This window comes from Chitinophaga sp. (assembly GCF_019236475.1).
GTDB lineage: Bacteria > Bacteroidota > Bacteroidia > Chitinophagales > Chitinophagaceae > Chitinophaga.
Genome location: NZ_JAFAIX010000009.1, coordinates 179,498 through 201,086, shown reverse-complemented (window position 1 = coordinate 201,086; position 21,589 = coordinate 179,498). Strand labels below are relative to the sequence as shown.

The following is a 21,589-nucleotide window of genomic DNA, read 5'->3' as shown; positions in this document are numbered from 1 at the left end:
AATAGTTTTAGATGATCACAGTGCCCAGAAAATCAGGGAAGAATACACACTGATATTTTTGGGTACATTGGCTGTATTGTATGCTCCTTCAGATCCTGGATACAGCAGTCTTGTAGGCAGTTTATCTGGGCGGGTGCTTTCAGATACAGATGACGCAAAAGTTTGGGTACCATCTGCACCGGCAGCACTGCTGATAGTAGGATAATGCGTACGTCTGTATTCGTTCCATCCTTCCTGGCTGTTTACGAAGTTGAGCGCAATGTATTTTTGTGTGATGATCGCTTCTACTTGCTGGTTGAGGGTAGTAGCCAGTGCGAAGTTTACCAGTGGGCTGGTTGCATTGTCTGTCAGATATTTGGCTGCATCGCCGGCAGGGTTGCCTACAATGGTTGTACCATCACCTTTGGTATACAGATAGGTGAAGGATGCTGTAATACCCTGGTTAAACAATGTTGCAGCATTGCCTGGGATTAGGCCACGCACAACGCCTTCTGCCTGCAGAAAATAGCTTTCAGCAGCAGTGATCACAGGGAATCCCGCTGAAGGGCTTTTTAACACACCTACTGTATCTACTGCTGAAGTACCAGCCCTATTAACAGCAGGATACCAGAAACCACCTGATACACTGGATGGTACGTTGTTATTTTCTACGCCCAGCCTGTTGATACCGGTTTTAGGGAACTGGTAATAAATAGCAGCACCTCTGTAAGGATCGGATAATTTTACGCCGTTATAAAAGCTGAATACAAAAGTATTAGGCATCCATGATTTACCTACATCACCTCCAGTATACGAAAAAGCCCAGCTATCCCATTTAGGATTTTGTTTGCCATTGTCTTTTGTATAACCAGGATTAACTAATGCGTTGGTGGTCAGGAAGCCATCAGCAGTGAAAGTGCTGTTGGCGAAAGTTACTTTCCCGTTGCCACGCAGCAGTATCCTTAATTTAAGCGTGTTGGCAAACTGTTTCCATTTGGTCAGATCACCGCCAAAGATGACATCCAAATTGCCCAAAGGAATAACACCAGGAGTTTTACTGCCGGTGTTGATTAACGTGATGGCTGTGTCTATCTGGCTGGCGATATCTTTATATACATCAGCGGCGGCAGTATATTTAGGCGTAAGGTTGTTGGCGCCTTGTAAGGCATTTGCATAAGGAATATCATTGTAAGTATCTACCAGCAACTGATAGTTATATGCCATCATGATTCTGCTTACGCCAGCAAAGTAGCTATAGGTAGCATCTTTGCAGCCATTCAGGATGGTTTGGTAGTCTTCCAGGTTATCGTAAGGGCCTGTCCACAAGCCAGAAAAGAAGGTGGAAGAAAAGTTATAGGAGATGGATTGTCCAAATCCACCATATCCACCTGCATTAGCAGCATATCCCCCTAATTGAGAGCCATAGCTATTGTAGGTGTTCAGGCTGGCAGCCGTACCTGTTAATGCTTGTGGCATTATAAGTTGTGGCGTAGCATATGCGGTAGTACCCTGGTTAGGGTTGTTATTGATATCCAGATATTTTTTACAGGAGGTAGTCAGTACCGCCATCCCCATAAAAAACAAGAAGCTTATCTTTTTCATAATGTTTTTTTTAATTGATCATCATCAGGATTAGAACTTAGCTAATATGGAAGCGCCATAATAACGTGATGGTGGTGTTTGGCCTAAGCCTGTTAATCCAATACCATTGCTATCATTACCTGCATCACTGTATTCTGGATCGGTGTAGTAATTATCTTTCGCCATCCAGAGGAACAGGTTACGTCCTTGTACACTCAGGGTAAGTCCTTTCAGGATCTTTGTTTTCTTCAGGAATGATTCTGGTACATTATAAGAAAGTGCGATCTCTCTCAATTTCCAGAAGTCGCCGGAAGTAACATAGTTAGAGGTTACATCTCTATTGATACCATCTGTCCAGAAGCCATTGTTACCATTACCATTCTTAACTGTTACGTTGGTGTTAGGAATGTATTTGCCAGGGTTATTTGGATCCGCGATCACTGAGTTCGGGAATACAAAACGTTCACGGTTGTATAGTGCAGTTCTGTAGCCAGTTCCGGACCAATCCAATTCAGGGCCCATGGCATTGTATATTTTGTAGCCACCACGGTATTCAAAGAGAATGCTCAGGCTAAAGTTTTTGTAAGTAAACAACCCATCCAAGCTGAGTTTATGTTTAGGTGTAGCGTTACCTAACATAGAAATAGTATCAGATTTGGTAGGTAAGCCGGTTTGACCATCTACGATAACTTTACCATCTGGTGTGCGCTTATAGTCAAAGCCCATAATTACAGGGAATACCTGGCCAGGCAGTGCATAAGAACCTGGTCCGTCTGTTCCATAAGTAGCCAGTGCGAGTGTAGGCAGTGCCGCACTGATGAAATTTACTTTGTTATCAAGGTAGGCGTAGTTACCACCTATAGTAGCAGTGAATTTATTTGTTTTAATGGCCGTAACGTGCGCCGTTACTTCAATACCTTTACTTTGTGTTTGACCCGTATTTGTTCTTAAAGAGCTAAAACCGGTAGCGTAGGATACGCGTGTATTTACAGTTTGGTTATCAGTTTTAGTATTAAAATAGGTGAAGTTGGATGTAAAGCGATCGTTGAAGAGATTCAAGTCAAAACCACCTTCATAGCCTTTGGTGATCTCAGGTTTCAGTGTATTAGAGATCAAGGTGTTATCAACAGTGTAACCGGCTAGGCTGCCATAAGGGAAGCCAAAAGCCTTACCGCTGATGGTAGGAGTAAGCTGGTAAGCGCCGTAGTTAGAGCTGTTACCAAGATTTACCTGGCCCACTTTAGACCATCCAGCTCTGAGTTTCAGGTAGCTGATGGTTTTGCTGTATTTCAATACATCCAGCGCATCTGTAGCAACGAATGAGAGGTTTACAGATGGGTAGAAGAATGAACGGTTTTCTGGAGCCAGCGTAGAAACCCAGTCATTTCTGCCAGTAACATGCAGGAAGAGGTAGTTGTTATAACCAACGGTTACACTTCCATAAGCACCAATCTGACGGGCTTTGTAGTTGCTTTCAGTAGCTCCCGGTGTACCCACACCATTACTTACGTTAAACAAGTTTGGAATCACTAATCCATTGGCAGAAACACCAACATATTTAGCCTGATCCTGGTGCCATTGGCCACCACCGATTACATTGAAATTAAAGTGCCCCACTTTTTTGTTGTATTGAGCAAACAGGTCAGTGAGCAGCAGGGTGGTGTAATTACTGTTGTCAGATACAGCAGCAGCGATATCTGCTTTGGAGCTACCATCAGTATGTTTGGCGAAATCAGTATACTTGAAAGCGCCTAGGGTATTTTTGTTAGTATATATTCTGGTGATAATACCTTCGCGTGCCACGAAATCAAGACCAGCGATCGGTGTAAATTTCAATTCAAGATTACCAGTGAGGTAATCATTTTTCATATTGGATCTGTTATTATCCTTAGTGAAGTACGGGTTCTGGTACCAAGGATTGTAGAACCCGTTCGGGTTGGCAAATTTATCTGTCTGCCAATTTTTATACTTGGTAATGTCAACGTTACTTGGCATGTTCAGCATGTTGCCATACATAGATGCAGTAGCAGAGGTAACATCATACTTGTTCGATACATAGCTGGTATTATAGCTAACATTGATGGTATTGCCTATTTTTCTTGTACCGTTTACACGCAGGGTAATACGGTTGTATTTATCATCGGGAGTAGTACCAGAAGCACTGAGATATTGACCAGATAAATAAAGCGTAGATTTATCATCGCCATTGGAGATAGAAAAATCTGTTTGATTGGTCATGCCGGTTACCCAAAATTTATTGTGGCCATTGTTGAAAGCATAAACGGCAGAATCCTGGGAACCATCTTCCAAAGCGGGTCCCAGCGGTCTTTTAACACCATCAAATGCAGGTCCGTAGGATTGGTTTTCGAGATAAGAAAAAGGAGGATTACCGTTTGCATCAGTGCCATAAGCAGTACCGCCAGCACCAAATTTCTTCTGGATTTTAGGGAAGAATGCTACTTGTTCAAATGTGGTAGTATGACCTACATTAACGCTGGTCATACCTTTCTTACCTTTTTTAGTAGTAACGATTACAGCACCGTTAGAAGCCTGGGAACCGTATAGTGCGGCAGCGCCGGCACCATTCAGTACCACTACGTTTTCAACATCATTAGGGTTCAGGTTACCGAGGATATCGCTGGTAACGATTACGTTGTCCAGTACGATCAATGCTTGGTTGTTACCGGTTAAGGAGCGTTGACCTCTCAATATCAAACGGTAGTTAGGGTTTACACCGCCACCGGTACCGCTGATTTGCAGACCGGCCACTTTACCTTGCAGGCCGCCAGCAATGCTGGTAGCTTTACCGGCAACCAATGCATCGTTTTTGATAACAGAGTTAGCGTAACCAAGTTCTTTTCTTTTAGCAGAAACACCCCCGGCGGTAACGATTACTTCGTCAATTGATTTAGAAGAAAAAGCGAGTTTTATAGAGAATTCTGTTTGTCCATCGGCAGTAATTTCCTTGCTTTTATAGCCTATAGAAGAGATGATTAAAATAGCGCCATTTTTCACATTTAATTTGAAATGACCATTTCCGTCTGTCATTGTACCAGAGGTGGTACCTTTGATATAAATGGTAGCTGCGCCAATAGGGGCGCCGGCTTCATCTGTGATATGCCCGGAAATACTTCGGGTTTGCTGCCCAAAGGCAATCGTTCCGAAGAGCACCAGCAGCAGACATAGAGATGCAATTTTTTTCATTTGAACAGTTGTTTTTAGTTTGGAGATGTGTTCCACATAAGGCATTGGGTAAAGGCAAAGAATACCCGTTAGCGCAACAAAGCCTTATTGCGCATGTTTAAGATTTTGGTTGTTTTAAATGAATTGTTACGGCAAATAGCAACCCTTATCATTACTTGCGTAATGATTGCTAAATCGTTTTTTTGCTCATTTAATTAATAACTAGAAAAAGGTACGGTCGTGCGCGACCGCATGGAATGTGTTTGCCCATCGATTAGTTAGATTTTGGTTTTAAGAATTAGATTTTATTTTGAAATCAGATGCTCATGCTATCTGGGAAAATCATACTTATTTTATCATTGGAAAATAGAATATAATACTTGCTGTAGTTATTGCAAGTATTGATATAAAACCTGACATTGCAGATTTTACACCCATAGAAGGTCAAATCTTTAGTTTGGCTTATAAAAGTATTACAGTAATCAGTTTTACAGACCTATGATAACTGACCATGGCATAATGGAATCAGATCATATTGCCTTTTGATTTTGGTTGAGTGCACGTTAATATTAAATACAAGTGAAACAGTTTTATACAAATAGAAACAGTTGTCGGCTCATAAACAAAACGTATAATTGCATTTTCCTTGTTCAAAACAAATATATGAATTGTACCATAGAATAGCAAGATAAAATTATAATATTTTTTTTATGAACGGTTAATTCTAAGTAAGAACCTTTCTTTTTTGCTGATATCAATTATAACACAAACAGGTTACACGTCATAAGAAATGAAAAATTGCTAATACTGATCTTGAGGAACTCAAGGGAGATGAAAACTTCCGAATTATTTTTTAAACTGAACCGCAAACAGCCAGAACCTCTGCTTTTCCAGCCCACCTATCGGGTCTGCGCCATTTGAGTAGGACAATGCGATGGAGAAATCTTGATTAAAAGTTGGATAATAAACCAACGAAGTTTTGAATAATGGATTATAGATTTCCGCGTTTTTCCATCCATTAAAAAGGGTATACCTTGGAATGTAGTTGGCCGTTATTTCAAACAACTTTGGATAACTATAGGATTTTATCTTTTCGCGCCTCCCCTTCTTTGCCCACCTAAACGCAATTCTTCCATCAATGTTGCTATATAGCCGCAGCTGCGCGCCGATAGTAGTGTCCTTTGCCTGAAAAATATCCTGAAACTCTACCCCTGCACTAGGTCCAATGTAATAAAAAAAATAGCTACCCCTAATTCTCTTGTAATAGTTGATGAACATATTTCTTTCCGCATTAGTTTGATTCCCCTTTGCATAACTCCAATAAATAGTCGTTATAAAGGAATGAGTTGTATCTATTTTATTTCGTTGATACTGAACCGTTGCATTCAGATAATGAATTGATCTGTAAATATCTCCGTTCTGTGGTTCCGAGTTACGGCTGCCAACAGCATATTCACCAGCCAATCCCGTACGATAACTATATTGTTCTTTTGAGATCAAAGTATTTCGACTAAAAACTACAAAAGGGCTGAGTTTCTTGTCATTAATTTTGTTTTTCTGATTAAGTCCCATCCAATACATATCATAAGAAATACCAAGATCAATCAAAAATGATTTTTTCCCAGTATCAGGCAGAGAAAAAGAAGCTTTTGACGGTTCTGCTTTATCGCTTTGCTCTTCAAAAGCATTTCGAATGCTCAGCTTTGAAGAGTATTGATTTTTTTTCTTCCTATTTGAAGACATTTCCTGAGCAGATGCCGTTAGCAGAAAGCAAATGCATAATAGTGCAAGAATAAACTTACATAAGTACATACTGCAAAATTTTGCAATTATTTGATTGTCTTTTTTATTAGATCAACTACATCTTTAACCTTCTCACAATCGGAAACATCACTACAACTAAGCACTTCATCGGGCTTAATTTCAAGCACAAACATTGATAAGTCGCTACATAGATCAGCATATTCTTTTTCACTAAATTGAAGATCATTCACCAACTCTAATTCATTGTTCAATGTATCAGGAGTAAACCCAACAAGCATACCAGCACCAATTATACGCCACTTCACCCTTACTTCCAATGGCAAAGTTTTTTCGAGACCCGTTGATGGAGCATCAGCTATATCGACTTTCAAAAAGGGTTCCTTTAAACCATATCCCACCAGACCACCTTCCAGGTCGTCTTGCAACAGTATAGGTTTCGACTCATTTTCCGAAAGTAAATCAACAATCTTTCCATCCTGCCAAGTGTATTGCGATGGATCTACTTTTGATACATTCTGTAACGACAAGCCCATTATACTTGCTCTTGTATTCTTTAATCGCGCCATGTAGCGATTGGTTCTCTTTTTCATAAGGAAAAGGGGGTTAGAATTGAGTAATGATTGTGTACGGAAAAAGGAAGTACTTATAGAGATATCATGATTATTATTTTATTTGGGGAAAGCTAAGGGCACTTATCTGGAACCAACTTGTTGACCCAGTAACCAAAATCAGGTAATATTACTAAAATACAATAAGCCAATGACTTATCCAAGTCAAAATTGCCCGATTTAACAGCACCTTTATCCATTAATGCACTTTTTTCGAGCATTAGAATTGTAATTATTGAATAAATTGGGTATATTCGTTTTACCTCAAATTTGTTTTACTCCAAAAAAACTCAAACTTATGGCTACCCCCGAAAAGCACACAAAGAATTTCGAATTAAACATTGAAAGTGGCGAAAAAGGAAAAAATGCCGCTTTAAAAATCGAAGGAGTCTCTTACGATTTACAAAATTCTCCTGAAAAAATACACGCATTACTAGATCTTTTAGAAATGCCCAAAGGATCTAAAGTGACGATTAATTACCATGCTGCATCTGTTATTGTTAGATAAATAACTAACAATAGTTTTAAACTTGACTGCTTTGCCACATCGGCGAAATTGAATGTTAGTGCCTAGCATTTAGGTTTTCCTATTTCTACCTACAAGCGATCTTCCATGAACAAACTTAGAGACAATGTTAAGATTAATATGGATGCTGTCATTGTTCAGCTAATAAATCCAACTTTTAAGTTAGAGCTTCCGATAAACTGGGTTAATGATAATCCGGAATTTAAGGAGTTAGTGGAATCAAGAAAATCGCACATTACTAACTATACAAAGCAATTGGCGGAAGTTATGGCGTTTATGAACAACGCCGGATTTCTTGCTTTTGAAGAAAAAGAGGATTATAGTTTAAGCGAATGCAGACAAATATATAATGTGTTGGTAAGTGAATGGTACTCTGAATATTATTCACATACTTTATGGAAAAAACTAAGGACAGGGGAGCTCTCTAGAAATGGTTTACTAGGATGGTTAATCCACAACTACCATACATCTAAGGCGGCGGGAATGACTGATGCCAGAGCAGCCATAGGGATGCCTAGTGAGAAGTTACGTTTGTTTTTTAAACAAAATTGTTTGGAAGAATATTGGCATTGTGAAGCATTCTACTTTGTTCGACACAAGAACCTTAACGTCGATGATGAAGATATAAAGTCCTATGTTCCTTTACCCTCCAGCCTGGCATTCGAACAGCAAGCTACCAGGACTGTCGAGTATGATTGGATGGCAAATGTACTTATCTCCTATTTTCAGGAATCAAGTATTAAATTTCATGACGAAGCGGTTAAGTTTTATAAGGAAGTTGAAAAGAACTATGAAATTGAAGGTATGTTTGATTCATGGATTCAACATATGTCGCTTGACCTAGACCATGATCACGCGGCAGAGTTAGGCCAATTACTAGAATCGGACTCCAAAATTACAAAAGAGCAATTCTTCAAATCTATTAGAGAAGCAAATAGATCCTTTAGATTTCTAATAAGTTCGTTAGACGAAATATTAAAAGAAGATGTTCCATCTCTTACACTTATGCTCAGAAAACCTGTCAGGAATGGCTTACTAAACCCTCTTTCCAATTCCCTATTGGCACAATATCAAATTGAATCAGAAAGATCAATTACTGATACATCTCCCATAAAACTCTATCATAATCTATGTGATTGTAGCTTCAATAAAATTAGAGGCGTTTCCGATTTATTTACTTGTTCCGAAGAAGACGCTATCTATCTACACTCACAACTTGTCATTTCTTTCTTCAGAGCCCTAAGTTATGCTGATAGGCATGAAGAAGTTATCCTCTTTGGAAAATTGGCCGAAAAGCCGGAATATTTTCCTGAATGTTTTACAAATGACCATTCATTATGGATTACAGCCTTAACAAATTTCATTAACTCACTATCGTATAAGCCCCGGATATTTGCGTTTCTCCTATTTCATCTAACTGAATGCACGCACGAAGCATTGGCAAGCAGCGATTCAAAACCTGTGTTACCCATAACCGAAAAAGGAATTAAAGCAATCAAAAATTATCTTTCTACAATTACATTAACGTTTGCAGAAATAGACCTTTGTTGTAATGCCATCATTCAGTGTAATGAATTCATTAATTCAAAAGATCAATACGACTGCTACGAAAAACCAATCTGCTTTTTGGGATAATAATTTTGCATGCTAAACATTTGATGTAAATAAAAAAATTTAACATGCTGAATGATATTTTTCATTTTAACGGCTTGTATCGCATTCAGAGTAAAAAGAAGATGATCCCATCTGAAATAAAAGGCAAATGGATTAATGGAGAAAATTTACTTACCTCTAACGATGTAAATGCTTCTTTAAAAAATCACCCCTGGTGGCAAGGAGAAGAATTAGTTACACTTGTTGGCGCGGATGTTAGTTTCAGATCAGGACTCTTTCTTACCGAACCTGATATTCTAATTAAAAAACAGTTTTTTGTTCCTTCACCGAACAGTGATATTATGGATTTTGACTTTGTAGATGTAAACAAGTCAATGATACTTTGGGGAGAAAGAACCAAATTTATTCGGGCTATCTTTGGAGATCAAGCTGATAAATTGATTTCATTGGCAAAAGATCTGAAATCCATCATTATCAATGAGTATTTTTGTCATGAAGCGGGTCACTTTATCGGATACGCTATTAGGTCAAAATATAAATATGGCTATTTCAAAGTGAATGGAAAAATTGCTTGGCCACTGGTATTTACTGAGGAATTCAGGGCAGATTTACATTCATTTGGCTTCGCAGCAAATAATCTTTCTTCCCAATCGTCAATTTCAATATTTATATATAACATTCTCTTACGATTTGGAGTTGAATTGCAAAGCCGCACAACCCTAAAAGATGGATATGGAGCAGTACCGTTTTTATTATTCAGTTTTCTTTACCAAAATGATATAATTGACTGTGACTGTTATACAAGAACAATCAGACTAAAGTCTCTCGATAGTGAATTTTTATTGAATAAAATGCTTTTGGCCGATCAATATGCTTATGAAAACCTAACAAGGTGCGAACATCTTAACATAGTAGATATTCAAATAAATGCTGCAAAATTTTATAAAAGTATTACAACAGATGCAGAGCTTGTATTTAAATTTAATTCCATCTTTTCAAATAACCTTATCTGAAATTTTCCTATAGTTGCAGGTAGTGTATTGCGTTAATATGCCATCCTATTGGCAATAATCTACCATTAAATGATACCATCCAAAAACCATTTGACTATCTTAAATAAAGAGATACCAAGAAAATATTTCATTCCTTCAATGGCTCCCAGGTAGACTATACTAATTTTTAATGCTGCCATTAAAGATTCCTTATTACAGCCTGATTTTCTTTCCAAGGATATCAAAAAACATAACTTCCATACAGATCTATTAGACGATGGTCCATGTATAGTTAGCACCTATCCCTGGCATGTTTAATCTTCTAAGTCTTCCGGTTCCATCTCGGTATATGGATCAGGATGGCTATCAAATGTCTCGATTTTATAAACTTTGTATTTCAGGATGTCTGGGTAGGCTCCGCGTAGAACATCAAAAATTTCCTCCGGAGCCTTGTCATTATTGGCCATGTATGTGTCAAATGCTGCTGTAACAAGTCCAATTTTTTCGGCGATATCCTTATCTGTCAGTCTTACTCCAGTAGCTGCTGCATCTCGCTTTAACGCCTCAATCGTAGCTGAAAAATCTTCTTTTTTAAAACTTGAGATGTCTATGACATGCTTAGTAACCAACTTTCTACGGATGTTTTTTTTCTTTCTCATTTTTAGTATTTAAGAGCACAATAGGAGGAATTTTTTTCACTATCAACGGGTATGTTAGTTAACAAAAATGACTAGATATTTCAAGGTAAAATTTTTCTGAAAATAATACAATTTTACACTGAAATAAGCCATATGCATGTTCCTCCTATCTTTTGTTTATTATTGCTACTCTAATAGATGCCTATGCATGAACAACTGACTAAATTTATTACAGACAGGGTTCAATTAAGTGAAGCCGATTTGCAGCAGGTGCTTTCCTGTTTTCATCTCTTGGAAGCAAAAAAGAATGAGCTGGTGGGAAGAGCTGGAGAACCGTCCAGGCGTATGTTTTTTATTAACAAAGGATGCTTGCGGGTGTACTTCATAAAACCTGACGGAAGAGAGGCTACTCGCCGGTTTGCTTTCGAAAACTCCTTTTCTACTTCACTAACGTCATTTATCGGTGGTACCCTGCTCAAAGAAGATACACAGGCCATCGAGCGATCGGAGCTGCTATATATAAACCGCGAGGATTTTTATGACTTACTGAACACCATTCCTGGATGGGATATATTTTACCGCGGTTTTCTTGAATATGCCTATGTAAGCAATACCAAGAGACTGGAAGATTTTATCACGCTAAATCCCCGCGAACGCTATCAATTACTACTGAGGGAAAATCCCCAAATGGTGCTCCGATTACCGAATAAATTGGTAGCCAATTATCTCAATATTACCCAAGAAGCACTCAGCAGAATAAAATCAGACATTTGATTTCTTGATCAGGATCAATAAAATACAGATTGGATAGCTGGACTTTTGTAGCTCAATCCAATCAGCTATGCGTATAATTACATTAGAAGAACATATTGCCTTACCTGAGTTTGCCCATGAAATACAGCAGTGGCCCATGCCACAGCAAGCAATGGAGCTACTAGCTGACATCGACGATGTTCGCTTAAAATCAATGGACGATAACGGTATTGATATGCAAGTATTGTCGGTTGTGGGTAGAGGGGCCGAAAGTTTAGCTCCCCAGGAAGCCCTGCACTTTGCTGTCAGGTATAATGATATCCTTGCTGCACGTATTGCCGCACACCCTACCCGATTTAAGGCATTCGCACATTTACCGATGTCCGATCCACAAGCAGCAGCAAACGAGTTAGAAAGAACAAAAACGGAACACCATTGCTGTGGCGCCCTCATCAACGGGCTCACAAATGGTAAATTCCTGGACCATCCGGAATTCAGACCGCTACTGGAAAAAGCGGAACAATTACAAATGCCGCTTTACTTGCATCCTGGCATGCCACCCGAAGCAGTAGCCAAAGCATATTACAACGACCTACCAGGGCCATTAGGTATCATGCTGGCATGCGGCGGTTGGGGATGGCATGCCGAAACAGCCTTACACGTGTTACGTTTGATTACTTTCGGCACATTGGACCGATATCCTCGTTTAAAGATCATCATTGGACATATGGGAGAAATGATCCCCATGATGATGTCGCGACTAGATGAAAAATTCAAGGTGACCAACACTAGCGCCCACCAACGCTCCATCAGTCAAACCCTCCGCGATCAGGTACACATCACTACCAGTGGGATTTTTTTGTTACCTCCACTAATGGCCGCATTGAGCACTTTTGGCATCGATAATATTATGTTCTCCATAGATTATCCTTTCAGCACAAACGAAGCAGGAAAACAACTGCTGGAAAGCATTCCGCTGCCACCGGAAGAGGTAGCGAAAATCGCAAGTGGAAATGCGGAGAGATTACTAGGCTTGCATCCATAAAAAAATATCAGCATATGGTAGGTCCCCTACTTTAGCTATGGGAAATAAAAATATTAATCTAGATTCATCCTTAATCTTAATATAGGTTATTGTCAATAGATCTCTAAAGGCGGAGTTTTGTTGAATAATTAAGAGCCGTAAGTGCAGAGGCAAGGAGCGTGCCTCAAGCTGGCTTGATTGACACAGATCCATTCCACAAAATGGATGTTCAAGATCATTATTCAATATAATCAAACTCAAAAAGATGAACAAGATTACAGTAAAAGATGGTACTGAAATTTATTACAAAGATTGGGGAACAGGTCAACCATTAGTTTTCCATCATGGATGGCCGCTTTCAAGTGATGATTGGGATGCCCAAATGATATTCTTTCTGAACCAAGGTTTCAGAGTCATTGCATTCGACCGCAGAGGCCATGGAAGGTCCAGCCAGACCGCCATCGGACATGATATGGATACCTATGCGTCAGACGTTGCAGAATTGGTTAAAGCGCTTGACTTAAAAGATGCTATCCACATTGGCCATTCAACCGGAGGCGGGGAAGTGATTCGTTATGTTGCGAAACACGGACAAGGACGTGTAGCCAAAGCAGTGCTTAGCGGCGCAGTTACACCGATTATGGTTCAGAATGAAAATAATCCTGACGGTGTTCCCATGTCTGTATTTGATAATATACGTGCTAATACAGCCACCAATAGACAGCAATTTTTTCAGGACTTTACCATTCCATTCTATGGCTATAATCGTGAAGGCGCCAAAAAATCTCAGGGTATTATGGACAACTGGTGGCGCCAGGGCATGATGGGAGCGATCAAAGCACACTATGATTGTATTAAGGCATTTTCAGAAACAGATTTTACAACAGATCTTAAAAGTGTTGAAATACCTGTACTGGTTATGCATGGCGAAGATGATCAGATTGTACCCATAGCTACTACTGCGGAAAAGGCAGCCAAGCTCTTAAAGAATGGTAGATTGATTTCCTACCCTGGTTTTCCACACGGCATGCCAACTACAGAAGCAACCACTATCAATGCAGACCTCCTAGCTTTTATCAAAGAATAAAGCGTAGGGCAAAAAATCGGTTAAGAGTGGTCCGGAATCTTTTCGGGTCACTCTTAACCAATATACATCAATAACCAGATATGGGGCTGAACCCTTTCTTTTTGTGTATCGCACTTCTAACCTTACTCAAAAATTGAGGTGATACTCCGAGGTAGCGTGCTATCTGCTTCTGTGGTACACGTTGGACCACCTGAGGATATTTTTCAACGAAGGCCAGGTATCTTTGCTCTGCAGTTTGTGAAACGAGACTATAAAAACGCTTTTGCAGCGCAAAGTAGGATTGCTGTATCAACATACTGAACAATGTCTCAAACTGTGGTATTTTTTCATATAACGCAACTTTACTTTCATAATCAATCACCAACAACTCACAATCTTCCAGCGATTCAATAAACAGGTTAGAAGGTGTTTGTGCTGTAAAACTGCATGCGTCACTTACCCAAGTGTCTTCTATCGAAAAAGAAGGTATCACCTCCGTACCATCATCACTCAGATAATAGGTACGAATACACCCTTTGAGGATATATGCTTCAAAATTGCATATCTCTCCCTCCTGCAACAGGTAGGTACGTTTTCTAACCCGCTTGAATTTTAGCATGGCATGAAATATTTGACGCTCTGCCGGCGTCAGAGAAATAATACGGTCTACAAATTTGTCGATCTGCTCAAACATTGTTTTTAAAGATAGGTTGTTAGGTTCGGCGCTGCTCCCCTTCTCCCGAATGGCAGCGAGGCAGCATCGCCAAACCTCATACCTGTATGTATATAATTGAATATCAATTATATACACCATTAACAACTAGACACATTTTTACGATATATCGTAATTTTATGAACGTTTTTTTGTATTATTGCGACGACATGGGCAGACTTAATATTCTCTCAGATGCCTATCTCTCGCCAACTTTTTAACAAACAGAATGGACACAGTTATTTCCAGCAATAAAAATGATTTTGAAACCCTATTAGGTATTTCCAATGCAATAGCCGGTGCCAGACAGCGCTCCGACCTTTGGGGGATCATAAATGAACAATTACTGGAAGGTTTTGGCGCCAATTATTATGTGATTAGCCTGATCAATGAAGATACCTCCACCTATTCTCCATTCCTGCATACAGAAGAAAATAAGATAAAATCAATTACAGGAGAAAGCCCCGTGGTTCACCAACAACACCCCATGAATAACGGGATTTTCGACCTGGTCATAGGTACCGAAGAACCATTGATATTCGATATGCAAAGCCTTATACGGCGAAAGGACCTCCCTACCTATATCATACACTGGTATAATTCCGGGGTAAAAGAGATAATGCTGATCAGGATTTGTAATGGTAAGGAGCCCAAAGGAGTGCTATCTCTCTTTGCGCGGAGAGCCGGAGCATTCTCAAAAAGCCAGTTTAGTTTTTTCAAAGGAATCGCAGATCAATTAGGTACAGGAATATCCAATATTCTTGCCAATGAAAAAATAGCCTTACAACTGGAAGAAATCAGAAAGTATAAAACAGAGCTGGAACAGGAGAACCGTTATCTGAAAGAAGAATGGGAAAAGGATAAACAGCTAACAGGCAAGGCTATTGGCAGTTCAACCGCTATGCGGAACGTGTATGATATGGTTGCTAAAGTTGCTCCCTCCGATGCGACCGTACTGATTCTTGGAGAAACAGGAACGGGAAAAGAGTTGATTGCACGACAGTTGCATGAGTCCTCTCCGCGTCAAGACAAACTTATGATCAAAGTAAATTGTGCCGCTATTCCTGCTAATCTGGTAGAAAGTGAGCTGTTTGGACATGAGAAAGGGAGTTTTACAGGAGCATTAGAGAAAAGGGTCGGAAAATTTGAACTCGCAGATAACAGTACTTTATTTCTGGACGAGATTGGGGAACTTCCGCTGGAAATGCAAGCTAAATTATTGAGAGCACTGCAGGAAAAAGAGATCGAAAGAATCGGTGGTAAAACTGTAATCAAAGTCAATGTGCGCATCATTGCAGCCACCAACAAAAACCTGGCAGCAGAGGTAGTTGCCGGCCGATTCCGCAGTGATCTTTACTACCGATTAAACGTATTTCCTATCGCACTGCCCTCGTTAAGGGAACGCAAGGAAGATATACCGGAACTTGTTTCTTTCTTTATTGAAAAATATGCTACTAACACTGGCAGAAAAGTAACTGGTATTGCGCCAAAAGCATTGGAGAAATTAATGAACTATTCCTGGCCAGGCAATATCAGGGAGCTAGAACATCTGATCGAGCGGACGGTGCTGCTTTCTACCACCAATACGATTACAATGATCAACCTGCCTACCAAAAATAAAATATTGTATGGACAACAGGAAACAGCCGTGCAGGTGCGTTCTCTGGCGGATGTGGAACGGGAGCATATTCTAAAAATGGTACAGTTATCAAATGGTAGAATCTCCGGCCCAAATGGTGCTGCAGCTAAATTACAACTACCTTCAACTACCCTTATATCAAAAATGCAAAAACTGGATATCCGGAAGGAACATTACATCGACTTACAAAAGGAAACCAAATAGGACCTCCTTATAATTATCCAGCAGCCTTGATTAGGAATAGATAGTTTTTATTCCCAGTTTTTTCATCTTTGAATACAACGTCTGGGCCGGTATTTTAAGCACTTCCGCTGCACCCATCTTGCCAGACACACGGCCATTACATGCCTTCAGAACTTTCAGAATATGGGCTCTTTCCATGTCCTCCATTGATTCCAGCTTCGTTTCAGCGGTTATAAGTCCTGTTGGCAGACCTGAAATTTCTGTTGATTCGATCTCCTCACCATTCGCAAGGATAAATTGTCGTTCTATCAGGTGTTCTAATTCCCTGATATTACCGGGCCAATCATACTGCTGTAGCGCTTTCAAAGTCGGTTTGCTTATACGTAATATTTTCCTATCGGAATTACTGGAGAGTTTTTTCAGAAAATGAAAGGCTAGTAATTCAATATCTTCCTTGTGCTCACGCAGTGGTGGCAGTTCGATAGGGAATACATTCAGTCGGTAATAAAGATCTAGCCTGAATCTTCCGTCGGCTACTTCTTTTTCCAGGTTTCTGTTAGTCGCCACAATCACTCGAACATCTACCTTTATCAGTCGATCACCACCCAATTTTTCTATTTCCCGTTCTTGCAATGCACGAAGTAGTTTCACCTGTGCTTCCAGTGGTAGTTCGCCAATCTCATCTAGGAAAAGGGTACCACCATCTGCTTGCTCAAATTTCCCAGTGCGTTTCTGCACAGCGCCAGTAAAGGCGCCACGTTCATGACCAAATAGCTCTGACTCCACCAGTGAAACAGGCAAGGCTGCACAGTTAACTGTAATAAATGGTTTATTTTTCCTCAAGGAGTTTTTATGGATGGCACGGGCAAAACGTTCCTTTCCAGTGCCACTTTCCCCAAGCAGTAGTACCGAAGTGTTTGTGGGAGCAACCGCCCTCACCTGATCCAACGCTTTCTTGATAGGGCCGCTATTTCCGATGATATCAGGATCAAGTGTTATTTCCTCGTGGCTGGTCCTTGCTTCCTGTTTTATTATACCTGTCTCCACACCATGTCGGTAGCGGGCAATATCAAGCATAACAAACAGGTCCCTTTCCCGGAAAGGCTTTACCAGAAATCCGTAGGGCTGTGTGGCTTTGGCAGCTTCCAAAGTGGGCTGGTTGGTATTGGCGGAGATGTACAGAAATGGAATTTTCCGCTGTAACAATTCCTTTGCGAGTTCAATACCAGTGATGGGTGTTTTGAGGATGATATCCAGCAATACCCAGTCTGGCTTTTTTTGTTCAATCAGTGTTCTGGCTTGTTCTACAGAAGATGCAATACCACAAACCTCGTAACCTCCCTTGACCAACATCATTCTCAGGTCATTGCCTACGATGAATTCATCTTCTACGATCAATATCTTTTCCTTGGCGTTCATTCCTGCATGTTTAATTGTCATTATTAAAGGATCTTGTCAGAAAGCGTATCTGTATCATTACGCCTGCCTGGCTGCTTTTTAGATCAAAGGTCGCCTCTAACTGATCAGACAGTCCTTTCATTAGGCTCATGCCAAGTGAAGCAGATGCCTCTGGTGAATAGTTAGCAGGAAAACCAACGCCATCATCTGCAATGGAAAGGAGACAGTATTGCGACTGATCTTTATAGAACCTTACCCGTATTGCACCTTGTTTCCTACCTGTGAAGGCATATTTGATGGCATTACTAATAGCTTCGTTCAATACTAGGCCAAGGGGAATAGCCTGTACAATGTCTAGCAAGATTTTTTCGCTACTGACATGGAAGCTGATTTTGCTGCCTGTATCAAAACTTTCCTTCATGAAGCCGATCAACTCACAGATATACCAATTCATATCAATAGCCCCAAGATTATTGGTATGGTAAAGTCGCTGATGAATGAGCGACATAGCGTACATCCGGTGCTGACTGTTTTTGATGGCTGCAAGGGCATCGGCATTGTCCAGGTATTGCGATTGCGTATTCAGCAGGCTGATGATGATTTGAAGATTGTTTTTTACCCGGTGATGTATTTCTTTTAGCAACCATTCCTTTTCATCTACCAGTTTTTTCAGCAGTTCATTTTGTTCATTGATTTCTTCCTGTTGCTTTTCCAGCCGAAAGGCTGTCTGTTTCTTCAATCGGTATCTATTATACAGCAACGCTAGGATCAATAGCAGCATTATGATACTCCCTATTACCACATTGCGGAATACCCTTCCTTTCTGAAGGGAAATCTCCTGTAACTTGCTTTTCTGGGTAAGCAGTTGTATATCCTTGTCTTTTCTTTCTGTCTGGAATTGCAGGCGTAATATATCCAGTTGCCTGGATTGGTTAGTGCTGGTAATGGAATCTGACAGATATTTATAGCGCTGATAATGTCCTATTGCGGATTGCAGCCTACCCATGGCAGAATCAGTGCGAAAAGCGAGGTATTCACCCGCGGCCAGTCTTCGTATTCCCATAGAAACCAGGGGCAGGTTGCGCAGGTAATCCCGGGTATACTTGTCTGCTTCGCTGAAACGGCCGGCACGCTGGAGGTATAAAATCACAGACTGACGTACCCCCTGCCCGATGTCTTTATCCTCGTTCGGATTATTGACAAAGTCTTTCAGTTGCTGAAAATGTGCGGCAGCCTTATCCAGGGAATTAAGTGCAACATAAGTTTCAAGAGAGATCATGTCTACCTGAAGTCTATCAAATTTTGACAGATTCCCCATTTTTTCAACTACCTGCAGTGAATCCAAACTCCTGTGGTATTCTCCTTTATTCCTGTATGCATCAGCGATGTTCAACAGTAAACTCGTAACAGTGGCAGTGTTCTGGTTATTCTTTGCAAGGACAAGTGCTTTATTGAAATATTCAATCGCCTGGTCAAAATACCTCACCGCATAGTAATTCAATCCAACACGGTTATAGATGGTAGACATTAGTTCTCCCCGGTCTCCCAGCCGCTCACCGGTTTCCACTGCCATCAGGTTATAGCGGAGCGATTGTACAAAATTATTGGAACCGTGATAGATACCTGCCATGATGGAATAAAGTCCGTGTAATCTTGTGTAACCCACTTTTTTGTATACGGAAAGGGCTTCATTCAATTCCCGCAGTGCACGGGGGTAATCCTTTTTTATCTGGTACAGATCCCCCAGAAACTCTTTTAAATTAGCGACTTTCAGGTCATCGCCGAGCTGCTTGTAAAGCGCAATAACTTTTTCGTATAGTTCAATTTTACGCGGAAGGTCAGCATCATCATTGGAGTAGGAACCGCCCAGTTCGAGGATTGCCTGTGCTTTTTCTGTTGGTGTTCCATACCCGCTCAGTAACCTGATGGCTTCTTCACTGTCCGCTCTACCTTCACCTGCCCTACCTGATTCACGAAAGGATTTTGCCCGCAGCAGTTTGCTCAATCCAATCCCTCTTTGATAATTGGTTTTTCTGCTGCGGACTTCCATCTCCTCAGCCATCCGGAAACCCATACGCATATCTTCCTCCTTAGATTCCGGTCTGTCGAGGAATGCTTCACCGGTATGCATCAGTATTGAAATGGTGGCTGTATCTGTCTTTCCATTGCGGAGCAGTTCATTTGCCCGTGCAGGATCATCTAATGACTGTGCCAGCGCATATACTGGCATTAGCAGGAATATAATCGATATGGCCTTTACCCGGCAGTTGGTCATGTATGATAACATAGGTTCATCCTTCTGATTTGAGCGCGGATGCTTCGCCTTGCAGGTAACATGCCACAATGGCCACGCCTGGTATCATCAGGGCACTCAGGCCCACCCAGCGTGAAAGCAGGGCGCCGATGAAACAACCGGCCAGAAACCCTCCTATGGTAACGAACTGTTTATTGAGACTTGACAGGGATATTTCATTTCCTGAAATCCCTTTCCGGATGATATTTCCCAGGTCCAGCGCTGCCTGTGTAACATTGCCTGTCATCATCGTAGTAGGGCCATGCGTCTCTTTTGCAAAGAGTTTCCCGAAGGCATTCTGCAAGCCCATACCCAGTACCGTTACCATCACAATAAGGTATGTCACCAGCTTTTCTTCCCATGTTGTAAAAATGGGCAGAAGAAACGCTGCTAATCCGCAAAACAGCAAAATTAGCCCTTCCACGAGCAAAATCCGGTATTTTTTAGGAGATTTTTCCACCAGCCACCCTCCGATCATCACCGCAATTACAAATATCGGGAAGGTAATCAGCTTAATCCAGGCCGTGGCACTGGTATTTCCGGAAGAAACCTGCGCTGCAAATACAATAAAGTTCCCCGTAACATGGGCGGAGAAAATCGAGTCGCCGGAAACAAAGGTGGCGGTATCGCAATACCCCGCCACCCATGCCAGCAAAAAAGTCACCCAGTTGATGCTGTGCTTTTGTTCTGTCATACCTGTTATTGATTATGTTAGAAATTTACTCAAGATGTGCGCGGAGCATCCAGGCCATCTTCTCATGTTTTTCCAGCAGTCCTGTAATGTAGTCGCTGCTGCCAGCATCGTGAAATGTGTTGGCGTAACTATTGATGTTCTCCCGCAGATGGATAAGTATACTTTCATGATCATGTAACAGGTCTTTGATAAACCCGTTGCTATCATTGTTCTCCCGTGTCATTTCGGTGAGATGAGTAAGCGCCAGGAATTCCTTCAGTGTAGTAGGTGGAAAATGCCCAAGCGCACGGATACGTTCTGCGATATTGTCGATCATCTCATCCAGTTCCTGGTATTGACTTTCGAAGAACAGGTGCTTGTTGTGGAAATCAGGTCCAGTGACACACCAATGGGCTTTACGCGTTTTGGTATACAGCACAAATTCATCCGCCAGGATTTTTCCCAATGAATGGGATACGGCTGCGAGAAACTCTTGTTTGATTCCAATATTGACTTGCATAGATTAAAATTTATAAAAGTGGATATAATAATTGAACGTCTAGGGAATAGCGACCCGGCCCCAGTACTAGCAGCAATAAAAGGGACAGCGTATACATGTACGGCACATCACGTACTTCCAGACTGTCTTTTCTATGTACTACAAAATAACCAATGGCGGTCACGCTGATGGTGGGTAGGATGGCAATCCTAGTTATCAGCCCCAATGCGATAAGGAACGGCACTACCGTGTCTGCGAAAGTCGCCACTAACCCGTTTAGCTTTTCAGGTAGGTGCAGCGGATTAGGTACGTGTTCCTTTTCTCCATTTGTTGCACGGAATTTTTTCATGCCGTGCACACGGAACAGTTCATAAGCGAGTAGTATGCGGAATGCCAGTAACGCATAGTTATTGAGCATACTTCCAACATCTGAATATATAATACGGTGGATAATCTCATTCATA

18 protein-coding genes are annotated in these 21,589 nt (G+C 40.9%); 7 read left to right on the top strand and 11 right to left on the bottom strand.

All coding sequences use genetic code 11. The features are described 5' to 3' along the window. Positions 1-15 precede the first annotated feature (15 nt). The 4 genes from JO154_RS12080 to JO154_RS12065 all read right to left on the bottom strand — a co-directional run bounded on the left by JO154_RS12080 (position 16) and on the right by JO154_RS12065 (position 7,097). On the bottom strand, positions 16-1,581 hold the full coding sequence (locus JO154_RS12080; RefSeq protein WP_291945736.1) for a SusD/RagB family nutrient-binding outer membrane lipoprotein: 1,566 nt from the start codon (positions 1,579-1,581) through the stop codon (positions 16-18). A gap of 30 nt (positions 1,582-1,611) precedes the next feature. Further along, the gene (locus JO154_RS12075) at positions 1,612-4,764 is read right to left on the bottom strand and encodes a SusC/RagA family TonB-linked outer membrane protein (protein WP_291945734.1); all 3,153 of its coding nucleotides are present in this window, start codon (positions 4,762-4,764) and stop codon (positions 1,612-1,614) included. Positions 4,765-5,589: 825 nt separating this feature from the next. After that, on the bottom strand, positions 5,590-6,555 hold the full coding sequence (locus JO154_RS12070) for a hypothetical protein (RefSeq protein ID WP_291945732.1): 966 nt from the start codon (positions 6,553-6,555) through the stop codon (positions 5,590-5,592). A gap of 17 nt (positions 6,556-6,572) precedes the next feature. After that, a complete protein-coding gene (locus JO154_RS12065; protein ID WP_291945731.1) occupies positions 6,573-7,097 on the bottom strand; it encodes a hypothetical protein in 525 nt (174 codons plus the stop codon). Positions 7,098-7,413: 316 nt separating this feature from the next. Here JO154_RS12065 and JO154_RS12060 point away from each other — a divergent pair, with 316 nt between their 5' ends. The 3 genes from JO154_RS12060 (at position 7,414) to JO154_RS12050 (ending at position 10,268) form a co-directional block, all read left to right on the top strand. Then, positions 7,414-7,623 (top strand): hypothetical protein, encoded by a 210-nt coding sequence (locus JO154_RS12060; RefSeq protein WP_291945728.1) that lies wholly within the window; start codon positions 7,414-7,416, stop codon positions 7,621-7,623. Between the two features lie 105 nt (positions 7,624-7,728). Beyond that, complete coding sequence (locus JO154_RS12055; RefSeq protein WP_291945727.1) at positions 7,729-9,276, top strand: hypothetical protein; 1,548 nt, start codon at positions 7,729-7,731, stop codon at positions 9,274-9,276. Between the two features lie 44 nt (positions 9,277-9,320). After that, on the top strand, positions 9,321-10,268 hold the full coding sequence (locus JO154_RS12050) for a hypothetical protein (protein WP_291945725.1): 948 nt from the start codon (positions 9,321-9,323) through the stop codon (positions 10,266-10,268). Between the two features lie 293 nt (positions 10,269-10,561). Here JO154_RS12050 and JO154_RS12045 read toward each other — a convergent pair whose 3' ends face one another. After that, positions 10,562-10,906, bottom strand: coding sequence for a hypothetical protein (locus JO154_RS12045; RefSeq protein ID WP_291945723.1), 345 nt, complete (start codon positions 10,904-10,906; stop codon positions 10,562-10,564). A gap of 183 nt (positions 10,907-11,089) precedes the next feature. On the opposite strand from JO154_RS12045, the gene JO154_RS12040 reads away from it, so the two are divergent. The 3 genes from JO154_RS12040 (at position 11,090) to JO154_RS12030 (ending at position 13,749) form a co-directional block, all read left to right on the top strand. Next, positions 11,090-11,659 (top strand): Crp/Fnr family transcriptional regulator, encoded by a 570-nt coding sequence (locus JO154_RS12040; protein ID WP_291945721.1) that lies wholly within the window; start codon positions 11,090-11,092, stop codon positions 11,657-11,659. Between the two features lie 67 nt (positions 11,660-11,726). After that, positions 11,727-12,683 (top strand): amidohydrolase family protein, encoded by a 957-nt coding sequence (locus JO154_RS12035; RefSeq protein WP_291945719.1) that lies wholly within the window; start codon positions 11,727-11,729, stop codon positions 12,681-12,683. A gap of 244 nt (positions 12,684-12,927) precedes the next feature. Next, positions 12,928-13,749 (top strand): alpha/beta hydrolase, encoded by an 822-nt coding sequence (locus JO154_RS12030; protein ID WP_291945717.1) that lies wholly within the window; start codon positions 12,928-12,930, stop codon positions 13,747-13,749. A gap of 67 nt (positions 13,750-13,816) precedes the next feature. Here the strand turns inward: JO154_RS12030 and JO154_RS12025 are convergent, their stop codons facing one another. After that, on the bottom strand, positions 13,817-14,422 hold the full coding sequence (locus tag JO154_RS12025; protein ID WP_291945715.1) for a Crp/Fnr family transcriptional regulator: 606 nt from the start codon (positions 14,420-14,422) through the stop codon (positions 13,817-13,819). Between the two features lie 247 nt (positions 14,423-14,669). On the opposite strand from JO154_RS12025, the gene JO154_RS12020 reads away from it, so the two are divergent. Beyond that, the gene (locus JO154_RS12020) at positions 14,670-16,283 is read left to right on the top strand and encodes a sigma 54-interacting transcriptional regulator (RefSeq protein WP_291945714.1); all 1,614 of its coding nucleotides are present in this window, start codon (positions 14,670-14,672) and stop codon (positions 16,281-16,283) included. Between the two features lie 30 nt (positions 16,284-16,313). On the opposite strand, the gene JO154_RS12015 is transcribed toward JO154_RS12020, so the two are convergent. Genes JO154_RS12015 through JO154_RS11995 form a run of 5 tightly spaced genes read right to left on the bottom strand, consistent with a single transcriptional unit; the run spans position 16,314 to position 21,588 of the window. Next, on the bottom strand, positions 16,314-17,681 hold the full coding sequence (locus tag JO154_RS12015) for a sigma-54 dependent transcriptional regulator (protein ID WP_291945713.1): 1,368 nt from the start codon (positions 17,679-17,681) through the stop codon (positions 16,314-16,316). A 10-nt stretch (positions 17,682-17,691) separates the two neighbouring features. Further along, positions 17,692-19,947, bottom strand: a complete 2,256-nt coding sequence (locus tag JO154_RS12010) for a histidine kinase dimerization/phosphoacceptor domain -containing protein (protein WP_291945712.1) — start codon at positions 19,945-19,947, stop codon at positions 17,692-17,694. A 4-nt stretch (positions 19,948-19,951) separates the two neighbouring features. After that, positions 19,952-20,647 (bottom strand): YoaK family protein, encoded by a 696-nt coding sequence (locus JO154_RS12005; protein ID WP_291945709.1) that lies wholly within the window; start codon positions 20,645-20,647, stop codon positions 19,952-19,954. Positions 20,648-20,672: 25 nt separating this feature from the next. After that, the gene (locus JO154_RS12000) at positions 20,673-21,146 is read right to left on the bottom strand and encodes a DNA starvation/stationary phase protection protein (RefSeq protein ID WP_291945707.1); all 474 of its coding nucleotides are present in this window, start codon (positions 21,144-21,146) and stop codon (positions 20,673-20,675) included. 10 nt (positions 21,147-21,156) lie between these two features. Beyond that, positions 21,157-21,588, bottom strand: a complete 432-nt coding sequence (locus JO154_RS11995; RefSeq protein ID WP_291945705.1) for a DoxX family protein — start codon at positions 21,586-21,588, stop codon at positions 21,157-21,159. Position 21,589: the final 1 nt, after the last annotated feature.

What these genes read in the sequence shown, in the direction of transcription:
- JO154_RS12080 (WP_291945736.1), bottom strand. Translation starts at nt 1,581, where the DNA reads ATGAAAAAGATAAGCTTCTTGTTTTTTATGGGGATGGCGGTACTGACT.
- JO154_RS12075 (WP_291945734.1), bottom strand. Translation starts at nt 4,764, where the DNA reads ATGAAAAAAATTGCATCTCTATGTCTGCTGCTGGTGCTCTTCGGAACG.
- JO154_RS12070 (WP_291945732.1), bottom strand. Translation starts at nt 6,555, where the DNA reads ATGTACTTATGTAAGTTTATTCTTGCACTATTATGCATTTGCTTTCTG.
- JO154_RS12065 (WP_291945731.1), bottom strand. Translation starts at nt 7,097, where the DNA reads ATGAAAAAGAGAACCAATCGCTACATGGCGCGATTAAAGAATACAAGA.
- JO154_RS12060 (WP_291945728.1), top strand. Translation starts at nt 7,414, where the DNA reads ATGGCTACCCCCGAAAAGCACACAAAGAATTTCGAATTAAACATTGAA.
- JO154_RS12055 (WP_291945727.1), top strand. Translation starts at nt 7,729, where the DNA reads ATGAACAAACTTAGAGACAATGTTAAGATTAATATGGATGCTGTCATT.
- JO154_RS12050 (WP_291945725.1), top strand. Translation starts at nt 9,321, where the DNA reads ATGCTGAATGATATTTTTCATTTTAACGGCTTGTATCGCATTCAGAGT.
- JO154_RS12045 (WP_291945723.1), bottom strand. Translation starts at nt 10,906, where the DNA reads ATGAGAAAGAAAAAAAACATCCGTAGAAAGTTGGTTACTAAGCATGTC.
- JO154_RS12040 (WP_291945721.1), top strand. Translation starts at nt 11,090, where the DNA reads ATGCATGAACAACTGACTAAATTTATTACAGACAGGGTTCAATTAAGT.
- JO154_RS12035 (WP_291945719.1), top strand. Translation starts at nt 11,727, where the DNA reads ATGCGTATAATTACATTAGAAGAACATATTGCCTTACCTGAGTTTGCC.
- JO154_RS12030 (WP_291945717.1), top strand. Translation starts at nt 12,928, where the DNA reads ATGAACAAGATTACAGTAAAAGATGGTACTGAAATTTATTACAAAGAT.
- JO154_RS12025 (WP_291945715.1), bottom strand. Translation starts at nt 14,422, where the DNA reads ATGTTTGAGCAGATCGACAAATTTGTAGACCGTATTATTTCTCTGACG.
- JO154_RS12020 (WP_291945714.1), top strand. Translation starts at nt 14,670, where the DNA reads ATGGACACAGTTATTTCCAGCAATAAAAATGATTTTGAAACCCTATTA.
- JO154_RS12015 (WP_291945713.1), bottom strand. Translation starts at nt 17,681, where the DNA reads ATGAACGCCAAGGAAAAGATATTGATCGTAGAAGATGAATTCATCGTA.
- JO154_RS12010 (WP_291945712.1), bottom strand. Translation starts at nt 19,947, where the DNA reads ATGTTATCATACATGACCAACTGCCGGGTAAAGGCCATATCGATTATA.
- JO154_RS12005 (WP_291945709.1), bottom strand. Translation starts at nt 20,647, where the DNA reads ATGACAGAACAAAAGCACAGCATCAACTGGGTGACTTTTTTGCTGGCA.
- JO154_RS12000 (WP_291945707.1), bottom strand. Translation starts at nt 21,146, where the DNA reads ATGCAAGTCAATATTGGAATCAAACAAGAGTTTCTCGCAGCCGTATCC.
- JO154_RS11995 (WP_291945705.1), bottom strand. Translation starts at nt 21,588, where the DNA reads ATGAATGAGATTATCCACCGTATTATATATTCAGATGTTGGAAGTATG.